Source organism: uncultured Dietzia sp. (assembly GCF_937873725.1).
Lineage (GTDB): Bacteria > Actinomycetota > Actinomycetes > Mycobacteriales > Mycobacteriaceae > Dietzia.
In genome coordinates this window covers 23341-43335 of the sequence record NZ_CALMYY010000024.1, presented here as the reverse complement: position 1 = coordinate 43335, position 19995 = coordinate 23341, and the positions used below count along the sequence as shown (strand labels likewise).

The window sequence follows — 19995 nt, the reverse complement described above, 5'->3', positions numbered from 1 at the left end:
CGGGACGACCGGTTAACGCGTGGTCAACGCCCGACCAACGGGGGTGCGTCCTCCGGGGCTCCGTCGGCCGCGTCGCCAGCCGCACGCAGTTGCGACGGGTCCTCGCGGCCTCGCTCGGCGCGCCACACGTACACCAGGGCGGCCACCATGACGACGACCGAGACGATGGTGTTGATGCGCAACCCGAACACCTGCGTGGCGGAGTCCGCGCGGAGCAACTCCACCCAGAACCGGCCGAAGCAGTACAGCGCGACGTACAGGGCGAAGAGGCGGCCGTGACCGATCCGCACACGGCGGTCGATCAGCACCAGCGCGATCGCCACCAGGACGTTCCACACCAGCTCGTAGAGGAAGGTCGGGTGCACCGTCGCCAGCACCTGCCCGGTGGAGCGGCCGATGGTCTCGGAGTACCCGTACGCCTGGTCGTAGCGCTGGTAGATCTCCAGCGCCCACGGGACGTCGGTCTCACGTCCGTAGAGTTCCTGGTTGAAGTAGTTGCCCAGGCGCCCGATGCCCTGCGCCAGGACGATGCCCGGTGCCACCGAGTCGCCGAACGCCCCGAAGGCCCGGATACCCTGCCGGCGGAGGCCGATGTAGGCGCCGAGGGCGCCGAACGCGACCGCGCCCCAGATCCCCAGTCCGCCGTCCCAGATCCGGAGGGCGCCGACCGGGTCCTTGCCCTCGCCGAAGTAGCGGTACCAGTCGGTGGCCACGTGGTAGATGCGACCGCCGATCAGGCCGAACGGGACGGCCCACAGGGCCGTGTCGAGGACCACCCCGGCGCGTCCACCCCGTGCGACCCAGCGCTTCTCTCCCCACCAGATGGCCACCACGACGCCGAGGATGATCCACAGCGCGTACGCGCGCAGGGGGAAGGGGCCGATCTCCCAGACGCCCTGCGGCGGACTGGGGATCACGACGCGCCCCCGGGCCGACGGACGCCCTCGGCGAGTTCGGCCGTGAGCCGGGCCAGCGCGTCGAGGCCCTCGCCGGCGGCGGTGATGAGGGCGGAGCCCACGATCACGCCGTCGGCGTAGGAGGCGATCTCCGCGGCCTGGTCGCCGTTGCGGACGCCCAGACCGACACCGCACGGCAGGTCGGAGAGTTCACGGACCCGGGCGGTGAGCGTGCGGGGGGCGTCGGAGACCACGTCCCGCGCGCCTGTGACGCCCATGACCGCCTGCACGTAGACGAATCCGCCCGTGTGGGACAGCGTCATGGCCAGGCGCTCGGGGGTGGAGGACGGCGCCACGAGGAACACGCGGTCGATGCCGTGGGCGTCCGAGGCCGCGATCCAGTCCGTCGCCTCGTCGGGGATGAGGTCCGGGGTGATGACCCCCGTGCCCCCGGCGGCCGCGAGATCCGCCGCGAAGCGGTCCACGCCGTACTGCAGGATCGGATTCCAGTAGCTCATCACGACCGGGACCGCCCCCGCCTCGGCGACCGCCCGCACCACGTCGCAGGTGGCGCGGACGCGGAACCCCGCCTCGACCGCCACGTCCGCCGCCGCCTGGATGGTGGGCCCGTCCATCATGGGGTCCGAGTACGGGATACCCACCTCGATCACGTCGCAGCCGCTCCCGACCATCGTCCGGACGGCCTCGATCGATCCCTCGACCGTCGGGTAGCCCGCCGGGTAGTACCCGATGAGGGCCGCCCGGTTCTCGGACCGACACCGCTCGAACACGTCGCTCAGCACACTCATCCCTCGACCCCCCCGTCCGCGTACGCGCCCTCGCCGTCGTCGGCGCCCTGGCTCGAATCCACCCCCGCCTCGGGCGGGCTCCCCCCGCCCAGGAGACCGAACCACCGGGCCGCCGTGTCGACGTCCTTGTCCCCCCGACCGGACACGTTCACCAGGATGAGGTCCACCCCCTCGGCGGCGAGCTGCGCGGCGCCGGCGATCGCGTGCGCCGACTCGATCGCCGGGATGATCCCCTCGGTCCGGCAGAGTTGCGCGAACGCGTCCATGGCCTGGGTGTCGGTCACCGGCCGGTACTCGGCCCGGCCGATGTCCGACAGGTGGGAGTGTTCGGGCCCGACACCGGGGTAGTCGAGCCCCGCGGAGATCGAGTGCGAGTCCACGGTCTGGCCGTCCGCGTCCTGCATGAGGTGCGCGTACGACCCCTGGAAGACGCCCGGCCGCCCGGCGTTGACCGTCGCGGCGGTCCGACCCGTCCCCACGCCGTCGCCGCCGGCCTCACACCCCACCAGACGCACGTTCGCGTCGTCGAGGAAGGGGTGGAAGAGCCCGATGGCGTTGGATCCGCCGCCCACGCACGCCACGGCGGCATCGGGCAGCCTCCCGGCCTGATCGAGGATCTGCACGCGGGCCTCGGCGCCCACGATCCGCTGGAAGTCGCGGACCATCGTCGGGAACGGGTGGGGCCCGGCGGCGGTACCGAAGGCGTAGTACGTGTCGTCGGCGCGGGAGACCCAGTCGCGCATCGCCTCGTTGATGGCGTCCTTGAGGGTGGCCGATCCGATCTCCACGGCTTCGACCTCCGCGCCCAGCAGCCTCATCCGAGCGACGTTGAGCGCCTGGCGACGGACGTCGACGGCACCCATGTAGATCTTGCACTCCAGGCCCAGCAGCGCACACGCGGTCGCGGTGGCCACGCCGTGCTGCCCGGCGCCGGTCTCGGCGATCACGCGGTTCTTGCCCATGCGCACGGCGAGCAGCGCCTGCCCGAGGACGTTGTTGATCTTGTGCGACCCGGTGTGGTTGAGGTCCTCGCGCTTGAGAAAGACCCGCGCCCCGATCTCGGCACCGAAGCGCCCGGCTTCGTACAACGGGGACGGCCGACCGGAGTAGTGCCGCTGGAGGCGGTCCAGCTCGCCCAGGTAGGCGTCGTCCGTCCGGGCCTTGGCGTAGGCGTCGGCCACCTCGTCGACCACCGCCATGAGCGCCTCGGGGACGTACCGCCCTCCGTACGGGCCCCAGTGGCCTCCCCTGTCGGGCTCGTGTCCGGTGGTGGTCCGGAGCACGTCTCCCATCGAGGGCAGCGAGGTCAGCTCGTTAGGATTCACGGCTCCCAGTCTGCCGGACGGGCGCCGAGGGGGCCTAGCGGGGTCCCTGGGGGCAGGACGGGTGCGCGCCGGCCGTAGCGAGCGCGTGACACGCGGCCCGGGGATCCCCCTTGGTCACCAGCCCCTCGCCCACCAGCACCGCGTCGGCGCCCACGCTCGCGTACGCCATGAGGTCGGCGGCGTCACGGACACCCGACTCGGCGATCTTCACCACGTCGGACGGGAGCCCCGGCGCGATCCGGGAGAACACGTCGCGGTCGACCTCGAGGGTCTTGAGGTTCCGGGCGTTGACGCCGATGACGGTCGCGCCGGCCGCCAGGGCCCGGTCCGCCTCCTCCTCCGTGTGCACCTCCACGAGGGCGGTCATGCCGAGCGATTCGGTCCGGTCGATGAGGGACACCAGCGCGTCCTGCTCGAGCGCCGCCACGATGAGCAGGACGAGGTCCGCACCGTGCGCGCGGGCCTCGTGGATCTGATACGGGCCCACCACGAAGTCCTTGCGCAGGACCGGGATGTCGACCGCGCGCCGGACGGCGTCCAGGTCCGCCAGACTCCCGTTGAAGCGTCGCTCCTCGGTCAGGCAGGAGATGACGCGTGCGCCACCCTCCTCGTACATCCGGGCGAGCACCGCGGGATCCGGGATGTCGGCGAGCAGTCCCTTGGACGGGCTCGCCCGCTTGACCTCGGCGATGACGCCGACGCCGGGCTCGCGGAGCGCCTTGAGCGCGTCACGCGGTTCGGGGGCCGACTTCGCGGCCTCCTTGACGGACGCCAGATCCGTGACGGCCTGACGGGCCGCGACATCCTCGCGGACACCGTCGAGAATCGAGTCGAGCACGGTGGCCACCGCGACCTCCCTCAGCTGTGATGGGGCGGAAAGTGTGATCGAGATCAACAATAGAGGTCCCGGGGCGGGGTTCCCGAATCGGGACCCCGCTGGCCGTCCTCACCCGGTGGGATCCCGCCCGTCGTCGAGTTCCCGCCACAGGTCACGACCGTCGTCCGCGGTGGACTCCCCCGGTCCCGGGTCACCACGCCGCGCGGCCGGAGTGACGTAGCGCTGGTCGCGTGGGACCTGTCGTGCCGGCCAGAGCAGCGGGACGAGGCCCGCCGCGATGAGCGCCACCGCGCCGGCGCCGGTGAGCACCGGACCGAGCGAACGGGTGGAGGCCTCGGTGATCTCGGACCACTCCGGGATCACCTGGGCGCCGGTGCTCCCCGGCCCGGCGCTGGTCCGCCCCAGCCCCTCCTCGCCGGTCACGGCGGAGTGGATCCTGCTCGCGTCCGGCTGACCGACCGCCGAGATCATCAGGGCCCCGGTGGCCAGGCCGAGGAGCACGAGGACCGCGCCGACCGCCCGCGCCCCGATCCCGCGGACCAGCGACACCGCCGCCACCCCGGCGAGCGCGCCCAGCGCGAGCGGGACCAGCGCCGGTTGCCACTCCGACCCCGTCAGGCTGCGTCGCGCCTCCCCCGACTGGTCGTTGAACGCCACGACGTCCAGCCACACCACCCGGGAGGCGATCCACAGCAGGGCGGCGCCGACGAGCAGGAGGACGACGGGGGCGAGGAGTCGGGAACGCTGGGTCACCGGTCCCCCTTCCCGGCGCTCGGCCGATCGGTGGCGCTCGCGTCCCGCAGCGTGCCCGCGGCGGCGACCGCGCGCAGCACCGCCATGGCCTTGTTGCGGCACTCCTCGTCCTCGGAGGTCGCCACGGAGTCGGCGACGATCCCCGCCCCGGCCTGCACGTAGGCGATCCCGTCCTTGATCGTCGCGGACCGGATGGCGATGGCCTGGTCGGCGTTGCCGGCGAAGTCGAGGTACCCGACCACCCCCCCGTAGACCCCGCGCCGGGTGTCCTCGAGGTCCTCGATGATCTGCAGCGCCCGGGGCTTGGGGGAGCCGGACAGGGTGCCGGCCGGGAAGCACGCCGTCACGGCGTCGATGCCCGTCCGCCCCTCCGTCAGGCGGCCCGTGACCGTCGACACCAGGTGCATCACGTGGCTGTACCGCTCCACCTGCCGGAACTCGGTCACCACCACCGAGCCCGGCTCGCAGACCCGGCCGAGGTCGTTGCGACCGAGGTCGACCAGCATCAGATGCTCGGCGTTCTCCTTGGCGTCCTCCACCAGATCCTTGGCCAGGAGGACGTCGTGCTCGTCGTCGTCCCCCCTCTGCCTGGTCCCGGCGATCGGGTGGGTGGTGGCCACCCCGTCCTGGACGGTGACCAGCGCCTCGGGGCTCGATCCGACGATCGTGAACGCGGTGCCGCCGAAGCCGTCCTCGCCCGTCCCGTCCGGGATGGTCATGAGGAACATGTAGGGACTGGGGTTGGTGGTGCGCAGGATGCGGTACACGTCGCGCGGCGAGGCGGAGGTGTCCACCTCGAAGCGCTGACTGAGCACCACCTGGAAGGCCTCCCCCGAGTAGATCTGCTCGATGATCTCCGCCACCCGGGAGTGGAAGGTCGCCTCGTCGGTGCGCCGACGCACCTCCGGGACCGGGGAGTCGAACACGCTCACCCCGCCGGCGCCGGGAGCCGCGAGCCTCGCCGTCATGGACTCCACCCGCGCCACGGCCTCGGCGTAGGCCTCCTCGATCCGGTCGTCGCTGCCGTCCCAGTTGACGGCGTTGGCGATGAGGTGGATCCGACCCTCGTGGTGGTCGAACGCCGCCAGGTCGGTGGCCAACAACTGCACCATCTCGGGGACCTGGAGATCGTCGACCGTGTCGGTCGCGATCCGCTCGAGCCGGCGCACGATGTCGTAGCCCAGGTACCCCACCATCCCCGACGTCAACGGGGGCAGGCCCTCGATCTGGTCGGTCCGCAGGAGATCCAGGGTGCGACGGAGCGCGTCGAGGGGGTCACCGCCCGTCGGCGCCCCGGCCGGGACGTGCCCCCACCACACGGCCTCCCCGGCGTCGTCGACGGTGAGCGCGGCCGCCGCGCCGCACCCGATGAACGACCAGCGCGACCAGGACCGGCCGTGCTCCGCCGACTCCAGGAGAAAGGTCCCCGGGCGATCCGCCGCGAGCTTGTCGTACGCCGAGAGCGGGGTCTCCGAGTCGGCGAGGACCGTCCGCACGACGGGCACCACCCGGTGGCCGGCGGCGAGCGCCCGGAACTGCGCGAAGGTGGTGGTCGTGGTGCTCAACCGACGACCCGGACGAGTTGGTCGATCTGGATGACGGGCACGTGGTCATTCCTCCACTGGGGGTGCGTCGCTCAGGAGCGTGGCGGTGTCGAAGCAGCTGGTGGTGCCGTTGTGGCAGGCGGCCCCGGTCTGGTCCACGCGCAGCAGGACGGTGTCGCCGTCGCAGTCGATCTCCACGCTGCGGACGTGCTGGACGTGGCCGGAGGTCTCCCCCTTGACCCAGCGCCGACCGCGGGAGCGCGAGAAGTACACGCCGCGCCGGGTGGCCAGGGTCTCGGCGAGCGCGGCGTCGTCCATCCACGCCATCATGAGCACCCGGCCCGAGGCGGCGTCCTGCACGACCGCCGCGATGAGCCCGTCGGCGTTGCGGGTGAGCCGGTCGGCGACGGCGGGGTCCAGGGCGGGGTCGGTCATCGGACCGTGATCCCCTCGGCCGCCATCGCCCTCTTGACGTCGCCGATCGTCATCTCACCGAAGTGGAAGACGCTGGCCGCCAGCACCGCGTCGGCACCGGCCTTCACGGCGGGGGCGAAGTGCTCGACCGCGCCGGCGCCGCCCGAGGCGATGACCGGGATCGTCACGGCCGCGCGCGCCGCGCGCACCATGTCCAGGTCGAATCCGGCCTTGGTCCCGTCGGCGTCCATCGAGTTGAGCAGGATCTCCCCCACGCCCAGGTCCTGGCCGCGCCGGGCCCAGTCGATGGCGTCGATCCCGGTGCCGCGGCGGCCGCCGTGCGTGGTGACCTCCCAGCCGGACGGCGTGGGGCTCTGGCCCTCCGGGACGGTTCGGGCGTCGACGGACAGGACGATGCACTGCGACCCGAACCGCCTGCTCAGCTCCCCGAGCAGCTCCGGGCGGGCGATGGCCGCGGTGTTGACGCTCACCTTGTCCGCACCGGCGCGGAGCAACTGGTCGACGTCCTCGGCCGTGCGTACCCCGCCGCCGACGGTGAGGGGGATGAAGACCTGCTCGGCGGTCCGCTTGACCACGTCGATCATCGTCCCGCGGCCCGACGACGACGCGGTCACGTCCAGGAACGTGAGCTCGTCGGCGCCCTGGGCGTCGTAGGCGGCGGCCAACTCGACCGGGTCGCCGGCGTCCCGCAGGTCGAGGAAGTTGACCCCCTTGACCACACGGCCGGCGTCCACGTCGAGGCACGGGATCACCCTGGTGGCGAGTGTCACGGCCGGATCACCTCCCCGAGTCGAGCCACGGGCGGTGGCTCTCCGGTCCGGGTGTGGCCCGGCGCCGGCCGGCTTCGAAGAAGTTCCCGGGGTCACCGAGCTGACGGATCGTGTCGAGCACCTCGGCGTGCGCGCGCGGACCGGCCGCGAGGATGGACTGGGACTCGGTGGACCACTGCTCGCCGTGCAGGTCGGTGACGACCCCGCCCACGGCGCGGATGTGACAGGCGCCGGCCGCGTTGTCCCACGCGTAGTTGCCGAAGCTCACCGCGGCGGACAGCCGGCTGGAGGCCACGAACGACAGGTCGACGCCCGTGGACCCGAACTTCCGGGTGCGGGCGGCGTCGACGGTGAGCTGCTCGAACACCTCGCGTCGGAACGCGGGCGGGTAGGTGGTGCGGGCGCCGGTGTTGAGCGACCCGAGCCCCAGCGCGACGTCGCGGATCGAGACGTCGGAGATCGTCGGGACCTCCTCGTCGTTCTCCTTGAGCGGCCCCCCGGCGACGGAGGTGAACCGGAGGCCGAGGAGGGGCAGCCAGGTGAGTCCCAGGACGGGCTGCCGCTGGTGGACGAGCGCCAAGAGGATGCCGGTGGTCGGGATGCCGAGCGAGTAGTTGGCGGTGCCGTCGATCGGGTCGACCACCCAGAGTGTGCCCTCGTTGACGGGCGGTCCGCCGTACTCCTCCCCGTGCACGTCGAGCCCGGTCCCCTCGCGGAGCGCATCGGAGATCCTCCGCTCGAGCTCGAGGTCGAGTTCGGTGGCGAAGTCGTTGCGGGAGCCCTTGACGCGCGTGCCCTCCGCGCCCAGCCCCTCGACGAATCTCGGCGAGACCCCCTCGAGCACTCGCACGGCGAGCGCGAGTGCCTCGCCCGGCTCGACGGCCAGATCCGTCGGCAGGGTGTTTCCGGTCTGATGGGTCATCTCGGGCCTCCTGCTCGAGGTAGGTCGTGCGGACTCAGCGGACGCTGACGGCGGCGAGGGCCTCGGGGAGGGTGAACCTGCCGGCGTAGAGGGCCTTGCCGACGATGGCGCCCTCGACGCCCTCGGGCACGAGCGTGGCGATGGCCTCGAGGTCGGCGATCGACGAGACCCCACCCGAGGCGACGACCGGCGAGTCGGTCACCGAGCACACCTGCGAGAGCATCTCGAGGTTCGGGCCGTTGAGCATCCCGTCCTTGGAGACGTCGGTGACGACGTACCGCGCGCACCCGTCCTTGTTCAGGCGCTCGAGCACCTCCCAGAGGTTGCCGCCGTCGGACACCCAGCCGCGGCCACGCAGCCGCGGCTCTCCGTCGACCACCCGCACGTCCATACCCACCGCGATGCGGTCACCGTGGCGGGCGATGGCGGAGGCGCACCACTCCGGGTTCTCGAGGGCCGCGGTGCCGAGGTTGACCCGTGCGCAGCCGGTGGCCAGGGCGGCCTCCAGCGAGTCGTCGTCACGGATGCCCCCGGACATCTCCACCTTGACGTCCAGGACGCCGACGACCTCGGCGAGGAGTTCGCGGTTGGTCCCGCGACCGAACGCGGCGTCGAGGTCCACCAGGTGGACCCACTCGGCGCCGTCGCGCTGCCACTGCAGGGCCGCCTCCAGCGGCGATCCGTACGACGTCTCGGTCCCGGCCTCCCCCTGGACCAGGCGGACGGCCTGGCCGTCGGCGACGTCGACGGCGGGCAGGAGTTCGAGATAAGAAGGAGTGGTCACGGCGATCAGCCTAGTCCGTCCTCGCGGCGAGGACTCCCATCGCCCTCGGCCGCTCCTGACGCCTCACCGGGAACGTCGTCGCCGTACTCGGCTCGGATCGCCCTGGCGGTGATGCGGTTGGACGCCAGGCCCATCGCCGCGATGGTGAGGACCACCCCGACGAGCGCCACCACGGCCCGGCCCACGGGCGGCAGCGGGAGCAGTGCGACCGCGAGGGTGGTCAGACCCAGGAGGAGCACTCCCGCCCCCGCGACCCCCAGGGCGAGGATCGCGAACGACAGCGGCGCGGGTCCACCCCTGTCGCTAGCCAACGGAACGGAGCCAGTTCTCGAGCAGGTGGAGCCCGGCGTCGCCGGACTTCTCGGGGTGGAACTGCGTGGCCATGAGCGGACCGTTCTCCACCGCGGCGACGAACCGCGTGCCGTGCTCGGCCCACGTGACGTCCGGGGGCCTCAGCAGGTCCGACGGCTCCATCTCCCACCGCCGCACACCGTAGGAGTGGACGAAGTAGAAGCGCTCGTCGGCGGGCATCCCGGCGAAGAGGACGGTGTGCTCGGCGGGCTCCACGGTGTTCCACCCCATGTGGGGCAGCACCGGTGCCTCGAGGCGCTCGACAACCCCGGGCCACTCCCCGCAGCCGGCGGCACCGGACGAGCCCTCGTGCTCGCCGTCGGCGAACTCGGTCCCCCGCTCGAACATGACCTGCATCCCCACGCAGATCCCCAGGACGGGGCGGCCTCCGGCGAGCCGCTCGCCGATGATCCTGGGCCCCTTGACCGCCTCGAGTCCCTGCATGCACGCGGCGAACGCGCCGACGCCGGGAACGACGAGCGCCTCGGCCTGGGAGGCCGCCGTGGCGTCCGAGGTGAGGTCGACGTGCGCGCCGACCCGCTCGAGTGCGCGCTGGGCGGAACGGAGGTTGCCAGAGCCATAGTCGAGGAGCGCCACTCGCGTGGCGGACTTTGTCATGAGTTCACCTTAGTCCGTCTGGTACCCACCGCCGCCGGGCCGCCCACCACCAGCACGACGCCGGCGGCGACCGTGAACAGGACGACGTACCCGAACCCGGCGAACCCACCCATGACCACCGAACCGAGACCCGTCCCGGCGTCGAAGGAGATGTTCCACGAGGCGGAGGCGGTTCCCAGCCGGGAGCGCGGCATCCTCTCGAACGAGCTGACGAGCGCCTCGTTCTGCACGGCGCCGAACCCGAGGCCGAACACCACGGCCGGGGCGATGAACCACCACGGGTCGGCCGACACGGAGAGCAGGCCCGCGATGCCGCCCATGCCGAGCGCCGAGACCGCCAGGCCGGGCCAGACCAGGGCGCCGGGCCCGCGGCGGTCGGAGATGAGCCCCGCGACGGTGCGGCCCACGATCACGCCGACGCCCAGGAGCCCGAGCCCCACGCCCGCCACCACCGCACCGCTGCCGGTGGCGATCGAGTCGAGCGCGGGAGAGAGGAACGACGCCGCGGCCCCGTACGGCAGGGACACCGCGACCATGACGAGGAACGGCCCGGCCAGCAGGACGAGCACGGCCCTGCGGCTGAGCGCGGAGGGATCGGCCCGCTCCGGCGGTGCGGGGTGGACGTCGGGAAGCCGCGCGGCGGCGAGCAGGCCCACGACGCCGAACGCGGTGGCGCTCCACGCCACCGTGGCCAGCCCGAACACCTCGAGGAGCCAGAGCCCGACCGGCAGGAAGATCGCCTCGGAGATCCCCACCGCCAGCCCGATCAGCGAGGTGGCGCGGCCGAGCATCCCCGGCGGCGCGAGCTCGGCGACCAGGGCGGACCCGGCGACCGTCATCATCCCGAACCCCGCGCCACGGACGCCGCTCACGGCCAGGACGGCGACGGGCCCGTCGGCAAGGGCGAGTAGGCCGGACGGCAGCCCCAGCAACGCACTTCCGACGGCCAGCGCCCAGCGGTAGCCGATCGCCGCGGTGACCCTGGGGGTGAGCAGCTGGACCAGGACGGTGACCGTCATGAACACGCCGGTGGACGCGCCCGCGACCAGTTCGCTGCCGCCGCCCCGCACCACGGCCAGCGGCACGACGGGCAGGAGCAGGGAGAACCCGCCGAAGGCGAGCAGGACCAGGACGAACGCGGCCGGCACGCCGGGGGTGCGCGCCAACCGCGCGAGCGCCCCCGGCTTCCCGTCCGCCGAGCTCACGCCGGCATCACAGCGCGCCCTTGGTCGAGGGGATGCCGGTGATCCGCGGGTCCGGTTCGACGGCGGCGCGCAGCGCGCGGGCGACGGCCTTGTACTCCGCCTCCGTGATGTGGTGCGGGTCGCGACCGTAGTGCACCCGGACATGCAGTGCGATGCGGGCGTGCGAGGCCAGGGTCTCGAACACGTGCCGGTTGAGCACGGTGCCGTAGGGCGCGCTGTCGTGGCCCACGACCACGTACCCGATCATCACGTCGGGCTCCCCGGTGTGGACGCAGTACGGCCGCCCGGAGACGTCGACGACCGCCTCGGCCAGGGTCTCGTCCATCGGGATCGAGCACTGACCGAACCGCCGGATACCGCGCTTGTCCCCGAGCGCCTGCCCGAGTGCCTGGCCCAGGACGATGGAGGTGTCCTCGACGGTGTGGTGCGCCTCGATGTCGACGTCGCCGGTCGCGCGGACCGTGAGGTCGAACGCCCCGTGCTGACCGAAGGCGGTGAGCATGTGGTCGAAGAACGGCACCCCGGTCGAGATGTCGGTCCGCCCGGTCCCGTCCAGGTCGATCTCCACGACGATCGACGACTCCCGGGTCGTCCTCTCGACGCGGCCGCGCCGTGCGGTCTGCTCACTCATCGCTTCTCCTCGGTTCGGGTCTCGATCTCTCGCGCGGTCCCGATCTCGTCGGCCGCCAGTTCGGCGCTCACCTGCAGCAGCCGGTCGTTCTCGCTCTCCAGCCCGATGGTCGCACGAAGTCGGCCCGGGATGCCCACGTCGCGGATGAGGACCCCGGCGTCGAGGTAGCGGCGCCACGCCCGCGGCGCGTCGGTGAACGGTCCGTAGAGCACGAAGTTGGCCTCGCTGGGCAGCACGTCGTAGCCCTGTTCCCCGAGCCCGGCGGTGACGCGCTTGCGCTCCTGCGCCAGCAGCGCCACGGACGCCAGGGTCTCGTCGGCGTGCCGCAGCGCCGCACGCGCCGCGGCCTGCGCGATGACGGAAAGGTGGTACGGCAGCCGCACGAGCAGGACCGCCTCGACGAACGCCGGGTCCGCGGCGAAGTAGCCGAGCCGTCCGCCGGCAAAGGCGAACGCCTTGCTCATCGTCCTGGAGACCACCAACCTGTCCGGGTATTCGGCCAGCAGCGTGCACGCACTGGGAGACGGCGAGAACTCCGCGTAGGCCTCGTCCACCACCACCACCCCGGGCGCCGCCTCCAGCAGCCGGCGCAGGTCCTCGAGCTCGATCACGTGGCCGGTCGGATTGTTGGGGGTGGTGACGAAGAGGATGTCGGGCCGGTACTCGGCGATCGCGCCGAGCGCGGACTCGACGTCGATCGCCAGGCCCGCGGCCCGCTCGACGGGGATCCACTCGGTGTCGGTGCCGCCGGCGAGGATGGGGTGCATGGAGTAGCTGGGCACGAAACCCATCGCCCGCCGACCCGGCCCGCCGAAGGCCTGGAGCAGCTGCTGGAGGATCTCGTTGGACCCGTTGGCCGCCCACACCATGTCCACGTCGACCTCGACCCCGGTCTGCCTGGTGAGGTACGCGGCCAGGTCGGTGCGCAGTTCGACGGCGTCGCGATCCGGGTAGCGGTTGAGGTCGGTCGCCGCCTCGGACACCGCGGCCGCGATGTCCGCGACCAGTGCGGCGCTCGGCGGGTGCGGGTTCTCGTTGGTGTTGAGCTGCACCGGCACCTCGAGCTGCGGGGCGCCGTACGCGCTCCGACCCCGCAGGTTCTCGCGCAGGGGCAGCGCGTCCAGGCCCACGCCGGGGCGCGGTGCGGCGGTCATCGCTGCTCCCCCTCGGCCCCGAGGTCCTCGAAACGCGCGCGGACGGCCTCGCCGTGGGCGGGCAACCCCTCCGCGTCGGCGAGCGCGACGACCGTCGGCGCGATCTCCTTGAGCGCCGCCTGGTCGTAGTCGATGACGTGGATCCCCCGGAGGAAGGTCTGCACGCTCAGCCCGGACGAGTGCCGCGCGGTTCCGGAGGTGGGCAGGACGTGGTTGGACCCCGCCGCGTAGTCACCGAGCGGGACCGGCGAGTAGGAGCCCACGAAGATCGCGCCGGCGTTGCGCACGCGGGCGGCGTCGGCGGCGGCGTCGCGGGTCTGCACCTCGAGGTGCTCGGCGGCGTACGCGTCCACCACCCGGAGCCCCGCGTCGACGTCGTCCACCAGGACGATGCCCGACTGGGGCCCCTCGAGCGCCTCGCGGACCCGATCCGAGTTGAGCGTGACCCCGTACCGGGCCTCGACCTCCCTGTCGACGGCGTCGGCGAGCGGCACCGAGTCGGTGACGAGCACGCTGGCCGCGTTCGGGTCGTGCTCGGCCTGACTGATGAGGTCGTAGGCGATGTGGACGGGGTCGGCCGTGGCGTCGGCCAGCACGGCGATCTCGGTGGGGCCCGCCTCGGAATCGATGCCCACCACGCTGCGGCACAACCGCTTGGCCGCGGTGACGTAGACGTTGCCGGGGCCGGTCACCATGTCGACGGGCTCGAGCGCGCGACCGTCGGTGTCCTCACCACCGTGGGCGAGCAGGGCGACGGCCTGGGCCCCACCCACGGCCCACACCTCGTCCACTCCGAGCAGCGCGCACGCGCCGAGGATGGTGGGGTGGGGCCAGCCGCCGAAGTCGGCCTGCGGCGGGGAGGCGACGACGAGGGAGCCGACGCCGGCGACCTGCGCGGGCACGACGTTCATGATGACGCTCGACGGGTACACGGCCTTCCCACCGGGGACGTAGAGCCCCACGCGCTCGACGGGCACCCACTTCTCGGTGACGAACCCGCCGGCGGCGACCTCGGTGACGGTGTCCGAGCGCCGCTGCGCGGAGTGGACGATGCGGGCGCGGCGGATGGCCTCGACCAGGGCCGCGCGCACGACCGGGTCGAGGGTCTCGCCGGCCTCGGCGATCACCTCGGCCGGGACCCGGACCGAGGCGGGCCGCACCCCGTCGAACTCCTGGCCGTAGTCGAGCGCGGCGGGGACGCCGCGCTCGCGGATCGCCTCGACCACCGGTCGCACGGTGTCGACCACCGAGTCGACGTCGGCGGCGCCGCGCGGGAGTGTGCGGCGCAACTCGGCGGTGCCGAGGGTGCGGCCGCGCAGGTCGATGCGGGAGAGCATGGTGTGGCCTTTCCGTTGGTTCACGGGACGCCGGACAACCGCTCGACGACCCCGGACCAGTCTAGGTGCGCCCGCACACCGGTCACGCGCAGCAGGTCCCCGGCTCGTCGTCGTCCCCCACCACGGGGAGCGCGCCGAACGTCTCCGAGTCGGCGAGCACGGTGTAGACCTCCCACCGCTCGCCGCCCGGACCGGTGACCCACACCTTGTCCTGGGTGGCGAAGCAGCACGTGGTGCCGATCTCCTCGTCGGTGAACATGCCGGCGTCGGTGAGGCGGGCGATCTCGCTGTGGACCTGCTCGCTGGACTCGACCTCGACGCCCAGGTGGTTGAGGGTGCCGCCCTGGCCGGGGTTCTCGAGCAGGACGAGCTTGAGCGGCGGCTGCTCCACGATGAAGTTGGCGTAGCCGGGCTTGCGCTTGGCGGGGTCGACGCGCAGCAGCGTCGAGTAGAACCGGACGGCCTCGTCGACGTCGTCGACGTTGAGGGCGAGTTGCACACGGGACATGGTCGGAACCTCCACCTTTGTGACGGATATCGAATCTCTACCCGGCACAGAGAACCAGGCTTTTCGATATTCGTCAAGAAGCTCGGTTAGACTCCGCGGCATGCCCAAGGCGCTCCCCCTGATCGACGTCAGCTCGCCGGTGTGCTGCGCGCCGATGTCGGCCGGGCCGATCGGGCACGACGACGCCGTCGAGATCGCCCTGCGACTCAAGGCGCTGGCCGATCCGGTGCGGATCCGCCTGCTGTCGATCCTGCTCACCAGCGACGACGGCGAGGTCCGCACCGGCGACCTGGCCGCGGCCACCGGCGTCGCCGAGTCGACGACCTCGCATCACCTCGGCCGACTCCGCGACGCGGGGATGATCGAATCCGAGCGGCGCGGGATGGGCGTCTTCCACCGCGCCCGCGGATCGGCGATCGACGCCCTACGCGCGGCGCTCGATCCCAACTGCTGCACCTAGACGGAGCTGCGGTCGACGCTCAACACACCCCTCCGGGAATCGACGGCAGATGGGGCGCCAGGTCGTCCGCCATCGTCGACAGCGCGGCCGCCCCGGCCTCGAAGGACGGTGCGTCGATCGCGAGGGCGACCGCCACGTCCCCCCCGGCACCCGGGACGATCCCGAACTGGCGGACCAGGTATCCGCCGCCCTCACCCGGCCCCCAGCCGCCCTTGACACGTGCACCGGGGATGCGCCCGAGCCCCCACCGCTGATCCGGCGAGACCTGCCCCATCAGTTCGAGGACGCGCGCGGACGACTGCAGGCACGGCAGGCGACTACCGAAGCGGGCCTGATCGCTCAGCGCCCACCTGGTCTGGCCGAAGATCGTGTAGCCCGCGCGGGTGTGGACCGACGGCACCTGCGAGGTGCTGTCGCCGCCCTCGGCCAGGACCGCGCCGACCGCCGACGCCGCGGAGGCTCCCCCGCCGAGCGAGTCCCACAACCGCTCGGCCGCCCCGTTGTCCGAGACCGTGATCGCGGTGGCGGAGGCCTCCAGTGCCTGCGGATCGGTCCGGGCCACCGCCACCGCCAGCGGCACCTTGATCGTCGACCACGCGACGCCCGTCCGCCAGAGTCCGGCGGACCGGACCTCGCCCGCACCCCCGACCGCCGATACCGCAACCCCGGAACTTCCGGGGACGGCGCTGATCACGGCGTCGAGCGCGGCCGGGACATCCGGCGCCGGCGGGACGGGCGCCGGCGGGACGCCGGCCGCGGCCCCGGGCACCCCGACCCCGCCCTGGACGGGCGACGCCGCGGTCACCGTGGTCACCACCTCCGTCACCAGCACGGTCTCCCGCGGGGAACCCGACGCTCCGAGTGAGGAGCACCCGCCCGCCGCCACCGCGATCGCCAGGGTCGCCGCGACGGCCGCCCGCCTCCCGTGCTCCGGCGTCATCAGTAGATGTAGACCACGGCGTTGTTGCCGCCGGTGCAGGTCACCACCCCACCACCCGAACACGACATGGTGTACACGACGCCGGTCACCGGGCTGTAGGCGTCCACGACCATCGGCCCGCCGTTGCCTCCCGCCAGCAGGTACTCCGCCCACACGGACAGGGCGAACTCGCAGGACGTGGAGTTGGACCCGACCGCGGACCGCGAGTACGCCCCGTCCTCCGCGTCCGAGCATTCGTACGCACCGGCCGGCGCCACCCCCTGCGCGGGCCGGGCGGGCTGAACGGGGGGCTGCACGGTGGGCTGCGCCGGCGCCTCGGGGACGGTGGCGGTCGCCGAGACCGTCGACGTGACCGGGGCGGCCGAATTCCCCGTCAACCGGGGCACCAGGAAGAAGGCCGCGAGCGCGACCACGCCGATCAGGAGCATCACGCCGATGGTCAGCGCGACGACCGCCGCCGAGGACATCCCCTGCTTGACGGGCGGCCCGCCGTAGCCGCCGTAGCCGCCGGGCGCACCCGGCCCGTACCCGGGCTGCTGCACGGGCCTGAACTCTGAGGTGGGTGGGCCGTTCCATCCGGGGGGAGGATTCTGGGTCATGGCGCAACTCCCAACTGCCGGATCCAGCACACGCCGGACCTCATAGTTAGAGTCAGTTTATCGAGACACGCACTCGCCGTTGGACGAACGGGCCACCCTCCCCCGCGGACCAGTGTGTGCTCCTATCCTCGGGACCATGCGGACGCTCTCGTGGATCCTCGGCGCTGTGGTCGTCGTCATCGCCCTGGTCGTGGCCGGGCCGTTCGCCTACAGGGCGGTGCGAGGCGGGGACGACGCGCCCGCCGCAGCCGTGTCCACGGAACGCGCCGAGGCCGCCGCCGGAGACCTGGACGGGACCTGGTCGGTCGTGCCCGGGACCGTACCCAACGTCACGGCCGCCGGGTACACGGTCGACGAGATCCTCCGGGGTGAACCGGTCACCGTCGTCGGGAGCACCGATCAGGTGACCGGCGAGGCGACCATCTCGGGCAACACCCTGGAATCCGCGACGTTCGAGGTCCGGGTGGCGGACATCGCGACGGACATCGACCAGCGCGACAACCAGGCCCGCTCGCCCCGGATCCTCGACGCCGCCGGCCATCCGGTCGCGACACTCTCCGTGGCCGAGCCGGTCGACCTGACCACCGTCCCGGGGGACGGGTCCACCGCGACGCTCCCGATGGTGGTCGACCTGACGGTCAAGGGCGCGACCGTCCGCAAGACCGTCGAGGTGACCGTGTTCCGGTCGGGCGAGTCCCTCATCGCCTCCGGGGCGGTCCCCATGACGTGGACCGAGGTCGGTGTCACACCGCCGAGCCTGGGCTTCGTCACCGTCGGCCCGGACGGCACGATCGACTTCCTGGTGAGCCTCCGCAAGGACTGAGCGCGGTGGGCTCAAGTCAGAATTGCCGTACCTGAGTCGGGAATACTCAACTATCGGCGCGAGTTGAACCGGTTGCGAACCCGGACACGCCGGGCGCGACAGGACCAGTCCCGAAGGAGACCAGCCATGGCCACCAGCACCCGTTTCGACCCGTTCCGCGAGCTCGACCGCCTCCTGGGCGAGGGGCTGCGCAGCGCGACCGCCTCGACCTCGCTCCCGATGGACCTGTACAAGGAGGGCGACCGCTTTGTCGGCCTCATCGACATGCCCGGGGTCGATCCCTCGACCATCGACATCGACGTGGAGGACCGCACCCTCACCGTTCGCGCCGAGCGCCGGGCCCCCGTCGAGGGTGAGGCCCAGTGGCTCATGCACGAGCGTCAGACCGGCACGTTCGCCCGGCAGCTCGCGATGGGCAAGGGGCTCGCGACCGACAAGATCGAGGCCGACTACACCGACGGCGTACTCCGCCTGGTCATCCCCGTGGCCGAGGAGGCGCAGCCGCGCAAGATCGCGGTCTCGCACGGCAGCCGGAAGGCCGAGCCCGCCCGGATCGTGGAGGGCTCGTCCGAGGAGGGCTGACCGGCCTCCACCGGTCGCCTGAGCGCCGCCCCGGCCTCCGACGAGGTCGGGGCGGCCCTCATCCGGGCTCCCCCACCACCACGAGCACGTCCGTCGCCCGGGAGAGCCCCACGTACACCCGCTCGCGGATCCGGTCCATGCCGTCGTGGTGGTTGCACACCAGCACCACCGCGCGGCGCTCGAGACCCTTGAAGCCCAGGACGTGGCCGTAGAAGATGTCCTCCCCGCTCCAGAAAGTCTCCCAGTAGGCGTCGTTGCCCTCCCCCTCCTGCAGCTCGACCTGCATCGGGTGACGCGACCCCGTGGTGAGCAACGCGACGTCACCCGGTTCCCAGCCCTCGTCCAGCAGACGCATGGCCTCGTCGTCGCCGACGGCGATGGGGTCCGCCCCCTCCGGCACCTCGACGTAGCGCACGTCGGGCCCCGAGCCGCCGCGCAGCTCCATCCGCTGTCCCACGAGGGGCAGGAACGCGCTCGCGATCTGGCGGGTGTTGCGCAGGTTGTGGTCCAGCACCAGCGGCACCAGGTCGACGGGCGGTCGGCCGGTCCGCCGGAACACGCTCTGCCCGGCGTCGCCGACGATCATCAGCCTGCCGTGCTCGCGGTCGCGCAGGGCGCCGATCACCGGTCGCCACCAGCTGTCGGCGAAGTCCTGGGCCTCGTCCACGATCACGGCATCGAACCTCTTGCCGTCAGGCAGCCCGTCGGCGAGCTCCGCCATGAGGCGCGGCAACTCCTCCTCCCACCACCGCACCGTCTCTTCCGTCCTGACCCGCTCGTCGGGCCCCACGGGGGCGCCCCACTCCACGCCGAGTGCGTGGAACTCCCCCACGTACGCCGGCTGCTCGCGGCGCGTCCAGCCGCTCGTCACGCGCCTGAGGTAGCTCGCCAGTCCGTGCGAGTAGCAGATCAGCGCCACCCGCTGCCCGGCCCTCGACAGGCGTCGAGCCTGCTCCAGGGCGAGGTACGTCTTCCCGCTGCCCGCTCCGCCGCGGATCTCCACCCGGGGCAGGGCGTCGACGGCCCTGAGCAGGACCGATTGCTCGCGGGTGAGCGCATCGGCGATGTCGGCGTTCTCCGCGGCCCGGGCCACCACGTCGCGCTGCGGGAGCCCGCGGCCGCCGAGGATGTCCGCCAGCCGGTCGACCGTGTCGGCGGACAGGACCGGGCGATCCTGCGGGCCGGAATCCCGCGCCAACAGGTACGCGCGACGGGCGAGCTGGTCGAGCTGGTCCCTGTCCACGATGCGGTCGCGCCGGATCTCGGGCATCGCGAAGTCGTGGGGGATCGAGGCGTGCGGGAAGACCAGCATGTGGGTCCATCGTTGGTGCCGCGTGGGCCACCGCGGATCCGTGCTGACGTAGCCCCGCAGGGCGTAGAGGGCGTCCCGGCACTGGGTGACCGGATCGATCGTGAACCGCTTGGTTCCGCTGCCCTGCACCCACCGCCCGTCCTCGATCGCGATCTGCCCGGCCTTGACCTCGATCGCCACGATCCCCGCACCTGGCATCGCCACGAGGATGTCCACCTCGTGTTCCTTCTCGTGGGTCGAGACCCTCTGGCCCACCACGATGAGGCTGTCGTCGGAGAGCTGATCGCGGAGGAGTTCGACGACCCTCTCCTCGGAGGGGTGGCCGTAGACGGGGTTCTCGGGGAGGACGCGGGGCATGGTCCCAGGGGACCAGATCGGTCCGGCTTCCGCGGGCAGTCC

Annotated in this window: 23 protein-coding genes; 3 read left to right on the top strand and 20 right to left on the bottom strand. The window is 72.4% G+C overall.

Features of this window, described 5'->3' with window-relative positions; all coding sequences use genetic code 11:
• Positions 1 to 23 precede the first annotated feature (23 nt).
• From lgt to Q0444_RS01710, 17 genes are all read right to left on the bottom strand, one after another.
• Entirely contained in the window at positions 24 to 917 is an 894-nt protein-coding gene (gene lgt / locus Q0444_RS01790; protein WP_291081106.1) for a prolipoprotein diacylglyceryl transferase, read from the bottom strand.
• Positions 914 to 1705 carry a tryptophan synthase subunit alpha gene (gene trpA, locus Q0444_RS01785; protein WP_299020853.1) on the bottom strand — a complete coding sequence of 264 codons (792 nt, stop codon included), beginning with the start codon at positions 1703 to 1705 and terminating at the stop codon, positions 914 to 916. The genes lgt and trpA overlap by 4 nt, the downstream gene beginning before the upstream one ends.
• Positions 1702 to 2997, bottom strand: coding sequence for a tryptophan synthase subunit beta (gene trpB / locus Q0444_RS01780; RefSeq protein ID WP_291081169.1), 1296 nt, complete (start codon positions 2995 to 2997; stop codon positions 1702 to 1704). The genes trpA and trpB overlap by 4 nt, the downstream gene beginning before the upstream one ends.
• A 67-nt stretch (positions 2998 to 3064) precedes the next feature.
• Complete coding sequence (gene trpC / locus Q0444_RS01775) at positions 3065 to 3877, bottom strand: indole-3-glycerol phosphate synthase TrpC (protein ID WP_291081110.1); 813 nt, start codon at positions 3875 to 3877, stop codon at positions 3065 to 3067.
• A gap of 99 nt (positions 3878 to 3976) precedes the next feature.
• Entirely contained in the window at positions 3977 to 4621 is a 645-nt protein-coding gene (locus Q0444_RS01770; protein ID WP_291081112.1) for a TIGR02234 family membrane protein, read from the bottom strand.
• Positions 4618 to 6186, bottom strand: coding sequence for an anthranilate synthase component I (locus tag Q0444_RS01765; protein WP_291081114.1), 1569 nt, complete (start codon positions 6184 to 6186; stop codon positions 4618 to 4620). Before Q0444_RS01765 ends, Q0444_RS01770 begins: the two co-directional genes overlap by 4 nt.
• A 45-nt stretch (positions 6187 to 6231) precedes the next feature.
• The gene (gene hisI / locus Q0444_RS01760; protein ID WP_291081116.1) at positions 6232 to 6600 is read right to left on the bottom strand and encodes a phosphoribosyl-AMP cyclohydrolase; all 369 of its coding nucleotides are present in this window, start codon (positions 6598 to 6600) and stop codon (positions 6232 to 6234) included.
• Positions 6597 to 7370 (bottom strand): imidazole glycerol phosphate synthase subunit HisF, encoded by a 774-nt coding sequence (gene hisF / locus Q0444_RS01755; protein WP_291081118.1) that lies wholly within the window; start codon positions 7368 to 7370, stop codon positions 6597 to 6599. The genes hisI and hisF overlap by 4 nt, the downstream gene beginning before the upstream one ends.
• Positions 7371 to 7377: 7 nt before the next feature.
• Positions 7378 to 8292, bottom strand: a complete 915-nt coding sequence (locus tag Q0444_RS01750; protein ID WP_291081120.1) for an inositol monophosphatase — start codon at positions 8290 to 8292, stop codon at positions 7378 to 7380.
• A 34-nt stretch (positions 8293 to 8326) separates the two neighbouring features.
• On the bottom strand, positions 8327 to 9076 hold the full coding sequence (gene priA, locus Q0444_RS01745) for a bifunctional 1-(5-phosphoribosyl)-5-((5-phosphoribosylamino)methylideneamino)imidazole-4-carboxamide isomerase/phosphoribosylanthranilate isomerase PriA (protein ID WP_291081122.1): 750 nt from the start codon (positions 9074 to 9076) through the stop codon (positions 8327 to 8329).
• Positions 9077 to 9081: 5 nt separating this feature from the next.
• Positions 9082 to 9387 carry a hypothetical protein gene (locus Q0444_RS01740; RefSeq protein WP_291081124.1) on the bottom strand — a complete coding sequence of 102 codons (306 nt, stop codon included), beginning with the start codon at positions 9385 to 9387 and terminating at the stop codon, positions 9082 to 9084.
• Positions 9380 to 10045 carry an imidazole glycerol phosphate synthase subunit HisH gene (hisH, locus tag Q0444_RS01735; RefSeq protein WP_291081125.1) on the bottom strand — a complete coding sequence of 222 codons (666 nt, stop codon included), beginning with the start codon at positions 10043 to 10045 and terminating at the stop codon, positions 9380 to 9382. Before hisH ends, Q0444_RS01740 begins: the two co-directional genes overlap by 8 nt.
• A complete protein-coding gene (locus Q0444_RS01730; RefSeq protein ID WP_291081127.1) occupies positions 10042 to 11250 on the bottom strand; it encodes an MFS transporter in 1209 nt (402 codons plus the stop codon). The genes hisH and Q0444_RS01730 overlap by 4 nt, the downstream gene beginning before the upstream one ends.
• Before the next feature lie 7 nt (positions 11251 to 11257).
• On the bottom strand, positions 11258 to 11881 hold the full coding sequence (gene hisB, locus Q0444_RS01725) for an imidazoleglycerol-phosphate dehydratase HisB (RefSeq protein WP_291081129.1): 624 nt from the start codon (positions 11879 to 11881) through the stop codon (positions 11258 to 11260).
• Complete coding sequence (locus Q0444_RS01720; RefSeq protein ID WP_291081131.1) at positions 11878 to 13035, bottom strand: histidinol-phosphate transaminase; 1158 nt, start codon at positions 13033 to 13035, stop codon at positions 11878 to 11880. The genes hisB and Q0444_RS01720 overlap by 4 nt, the downstream gene beginning before the upstream one ends.
• On the bottom strand, positions 13032 to 14372 hold the full coding sequence (gene hisD, locus Q0444_RS01715) for a histidinol dehydrogenase (RefSeq protein WP_291081133.1): 1341 nt from the start codon (positions 14370 to 14372) through the stop codon (positions 13032 to 13034). Before hisD ends, Q0444_RS01720 begins: the two co-directional genes overlap by 4 nt.
• Positions 14373 to 14454: 82 nt before the next feature.
• On the bottom strand, positions 14455 to 14880 hold the full coding sequence (locus Q0444_RS01710; RefSeq protein WP_291081135.1) for an ArsI/CadI family heavy metal resistance metalloenzyme: 426 nt from the start codon (positions 14878 to 14880) through the stop codon (positions 14455 to 14457).
• 100 nt (positions 14881 to 14980) lie between these two features.
• Between Q0444_RS01710 and Q0444_RS01705 the strand changes: the two genes are divergently transcribed.
• Entirely contained in the window at positions 14981 to 15340 is a 360-nt protein-coding gene (locus tag Q0444_RS01705) for an Rv2640c family ArsR-like transcriptional regulator (protein WP_291081137.1), read from the top strand.
• A 19-nt stretch (positions 15341 to 15359) separates the two neighbouring features.
• On the opposite strand, the gene Q0444_RS01700 is transcribed toward Q0444_RS01705, so the two are convergent.
• Entirely contained in the window at positions 15360 to 16280 is a 921-nt protein-coding gene (locus tag Q0444_RS01700) for a hypothetical protein (protein ID WP_291081139.1), read from the bottom strand.
• Positions 16280 to 16822: a serine/threonine protein kinase gene (locus Q0444_RS01695; RefSeq protein WP_291081140.1), complete on the bottom strand. Its 543-nt coding sequence runs from the start codon at positions 16820 to 16822 to the stop codon at positions 16280 to 16282. Before Q0444_RS01695 ends, Q0444_RS01700 begins: the two co-directional genes overlap by 1 nt.
• 193 nt (positions 16823 to 17015) lie before the next feature.
• On the opposite strand from Q0444_RS01695, the gene Q0444_RS01690 reads away from it, so the two are divergent.
• Positions 17016 to 17702 carry a YceI family protein gene (locus tag Q0444_RS01690; RefSeq protein WP_291081142.1) on the top strand — a complete coding sequence of 229 codons (687 nt, stop codon included), beginning with the start codon at positions 17016 to 17018 and terminating at the stop codon, positions 17700 to 17702.
• Positions 17703 to 17828: 126 nt separating this feature from the next.
• Complete coding sequence (locus tag Q0444_RS01685) at positions 17829 to 18284, top strand: Hsp20/alpha crystallin family protein (RefSeq protein ID WP_291081144.1); 456 nt, start codon at positions 17829 to 17831, stop codon at positions 18282 to 18284.
• A gap of 58 nt (positions 18285 to 18342) precedes the next feature.
• Here the strand turns inward: Q0444_RS01685 and Q0444_RS01680 are convergent, their stop codons facing one another.
• Entirely contained in the window at positions 18343 to 19953 is a 1611-nt protein-coding gene (locus Q0444_RS01680) for an NERD domain-containing protein (protein ID WP_291081146.1), read from the bottom strand.
• Positions 19954 to 19995 lie beyond the last annotated feature (42 nt).

Bases quoted from the DNA above. Each gene is read 5' to 3' on its own strand.
- Q0444_RS01685 (WP_291081144.1), top strand. From the start codon at position 17,829: ATGGCCACCAGCACCCGTTTCGACCCGTTCCGCGAGCTCGACCGCCTC.
- trpA (WP_299020853.1), bottom strand. From the start codon at position 1,705: ATGAGTGTGCTGAGCGACGTGTTCGAGCGGTGTCGGTCCGAGAACCGG.
- Q0444_RS01705 (WP_291081137.1), top strand. From the start codon at position 14,981: ATGCCCAAGGCGCTCCCCCTGATCGACGTCAGCTCGCCGGTGTGCTGC.
- Q0444_RS01710 (WP_291081135.1), bottom strand. From the start codon at position 14,880: ATGTCCCGTGTGCAACTCGCCCTCAACGTCGACGACGTCGACGAGGCC.
- Q0444_RS01720 (WP_291081131.1), bottom strand. From the start codon at position 13,035: ATGACCGCCGCACCGCGCCCCGGCGTGGGCCTGGACGCGCTGCCCCTG.
- hisH (WP_291081125.1), bottom strand. From the start codon at position 10,045: ATGACAAAGTCCGCCACGCGAGTGGCGCTCCTCGACTATGGCTCTGGC.
- hisB (WP_291081129.1), bottom strand. From the start codon at position 11,881: ATGAGTGAGCAGACCGCACGGCGCGGCCGCGTCGAGAGGACGACCCGG.
- hisI (WP_291081116.1), bottom strand. From the start codon at position 6,600: ATGACCGACCCCGCCCTGGACCCCGCCGTCGCCGACCGGCTCACCCGC.
- Q0444_RS01690 (WP_291081142.1), top strand. From the start codon at position 17,016: ATGCGGACGCTCTCGTGGATCCTCGGCGCTGTGGTCGTCGTCATCGCC.
- Q0444_RS01680 (WP_291081146.1), bottom strand. From the start codon at position 19,953: ATGCCCCGCGTCCTCCCCGAGAACCCCGTCTACGGCCACCCCTCCGAG.
- Q0444_RS01700 (WP_291081139.1), bottom strand. From the start codon at position 16,280: ATGACGCCGGAGCACGGGAGGCGGGCGGCCGTCGCGGCGACCCTGGCG.
- Q0444_RS01750 (WP_291081120.1), bottom strand. From the start codon at position 8,292: ATGACCCATCAGACCGGAAACACCCTGCCGACGGATCTGGCCGTCGAG.
- trpB (WP_291081169.1), bottom strand. From the start codon at position 2,997: ATGGGAGACGTGCTCCGGACCACCACCGGACACGAGCCCGACAGGGGA.
- hisD (WP_291081133.1), bottom strand. From the start codon at position 14,372: ATGCTCTCCCGCATCGACCTGCGCGGCCGCACCCTCGGCACCGCCGAG.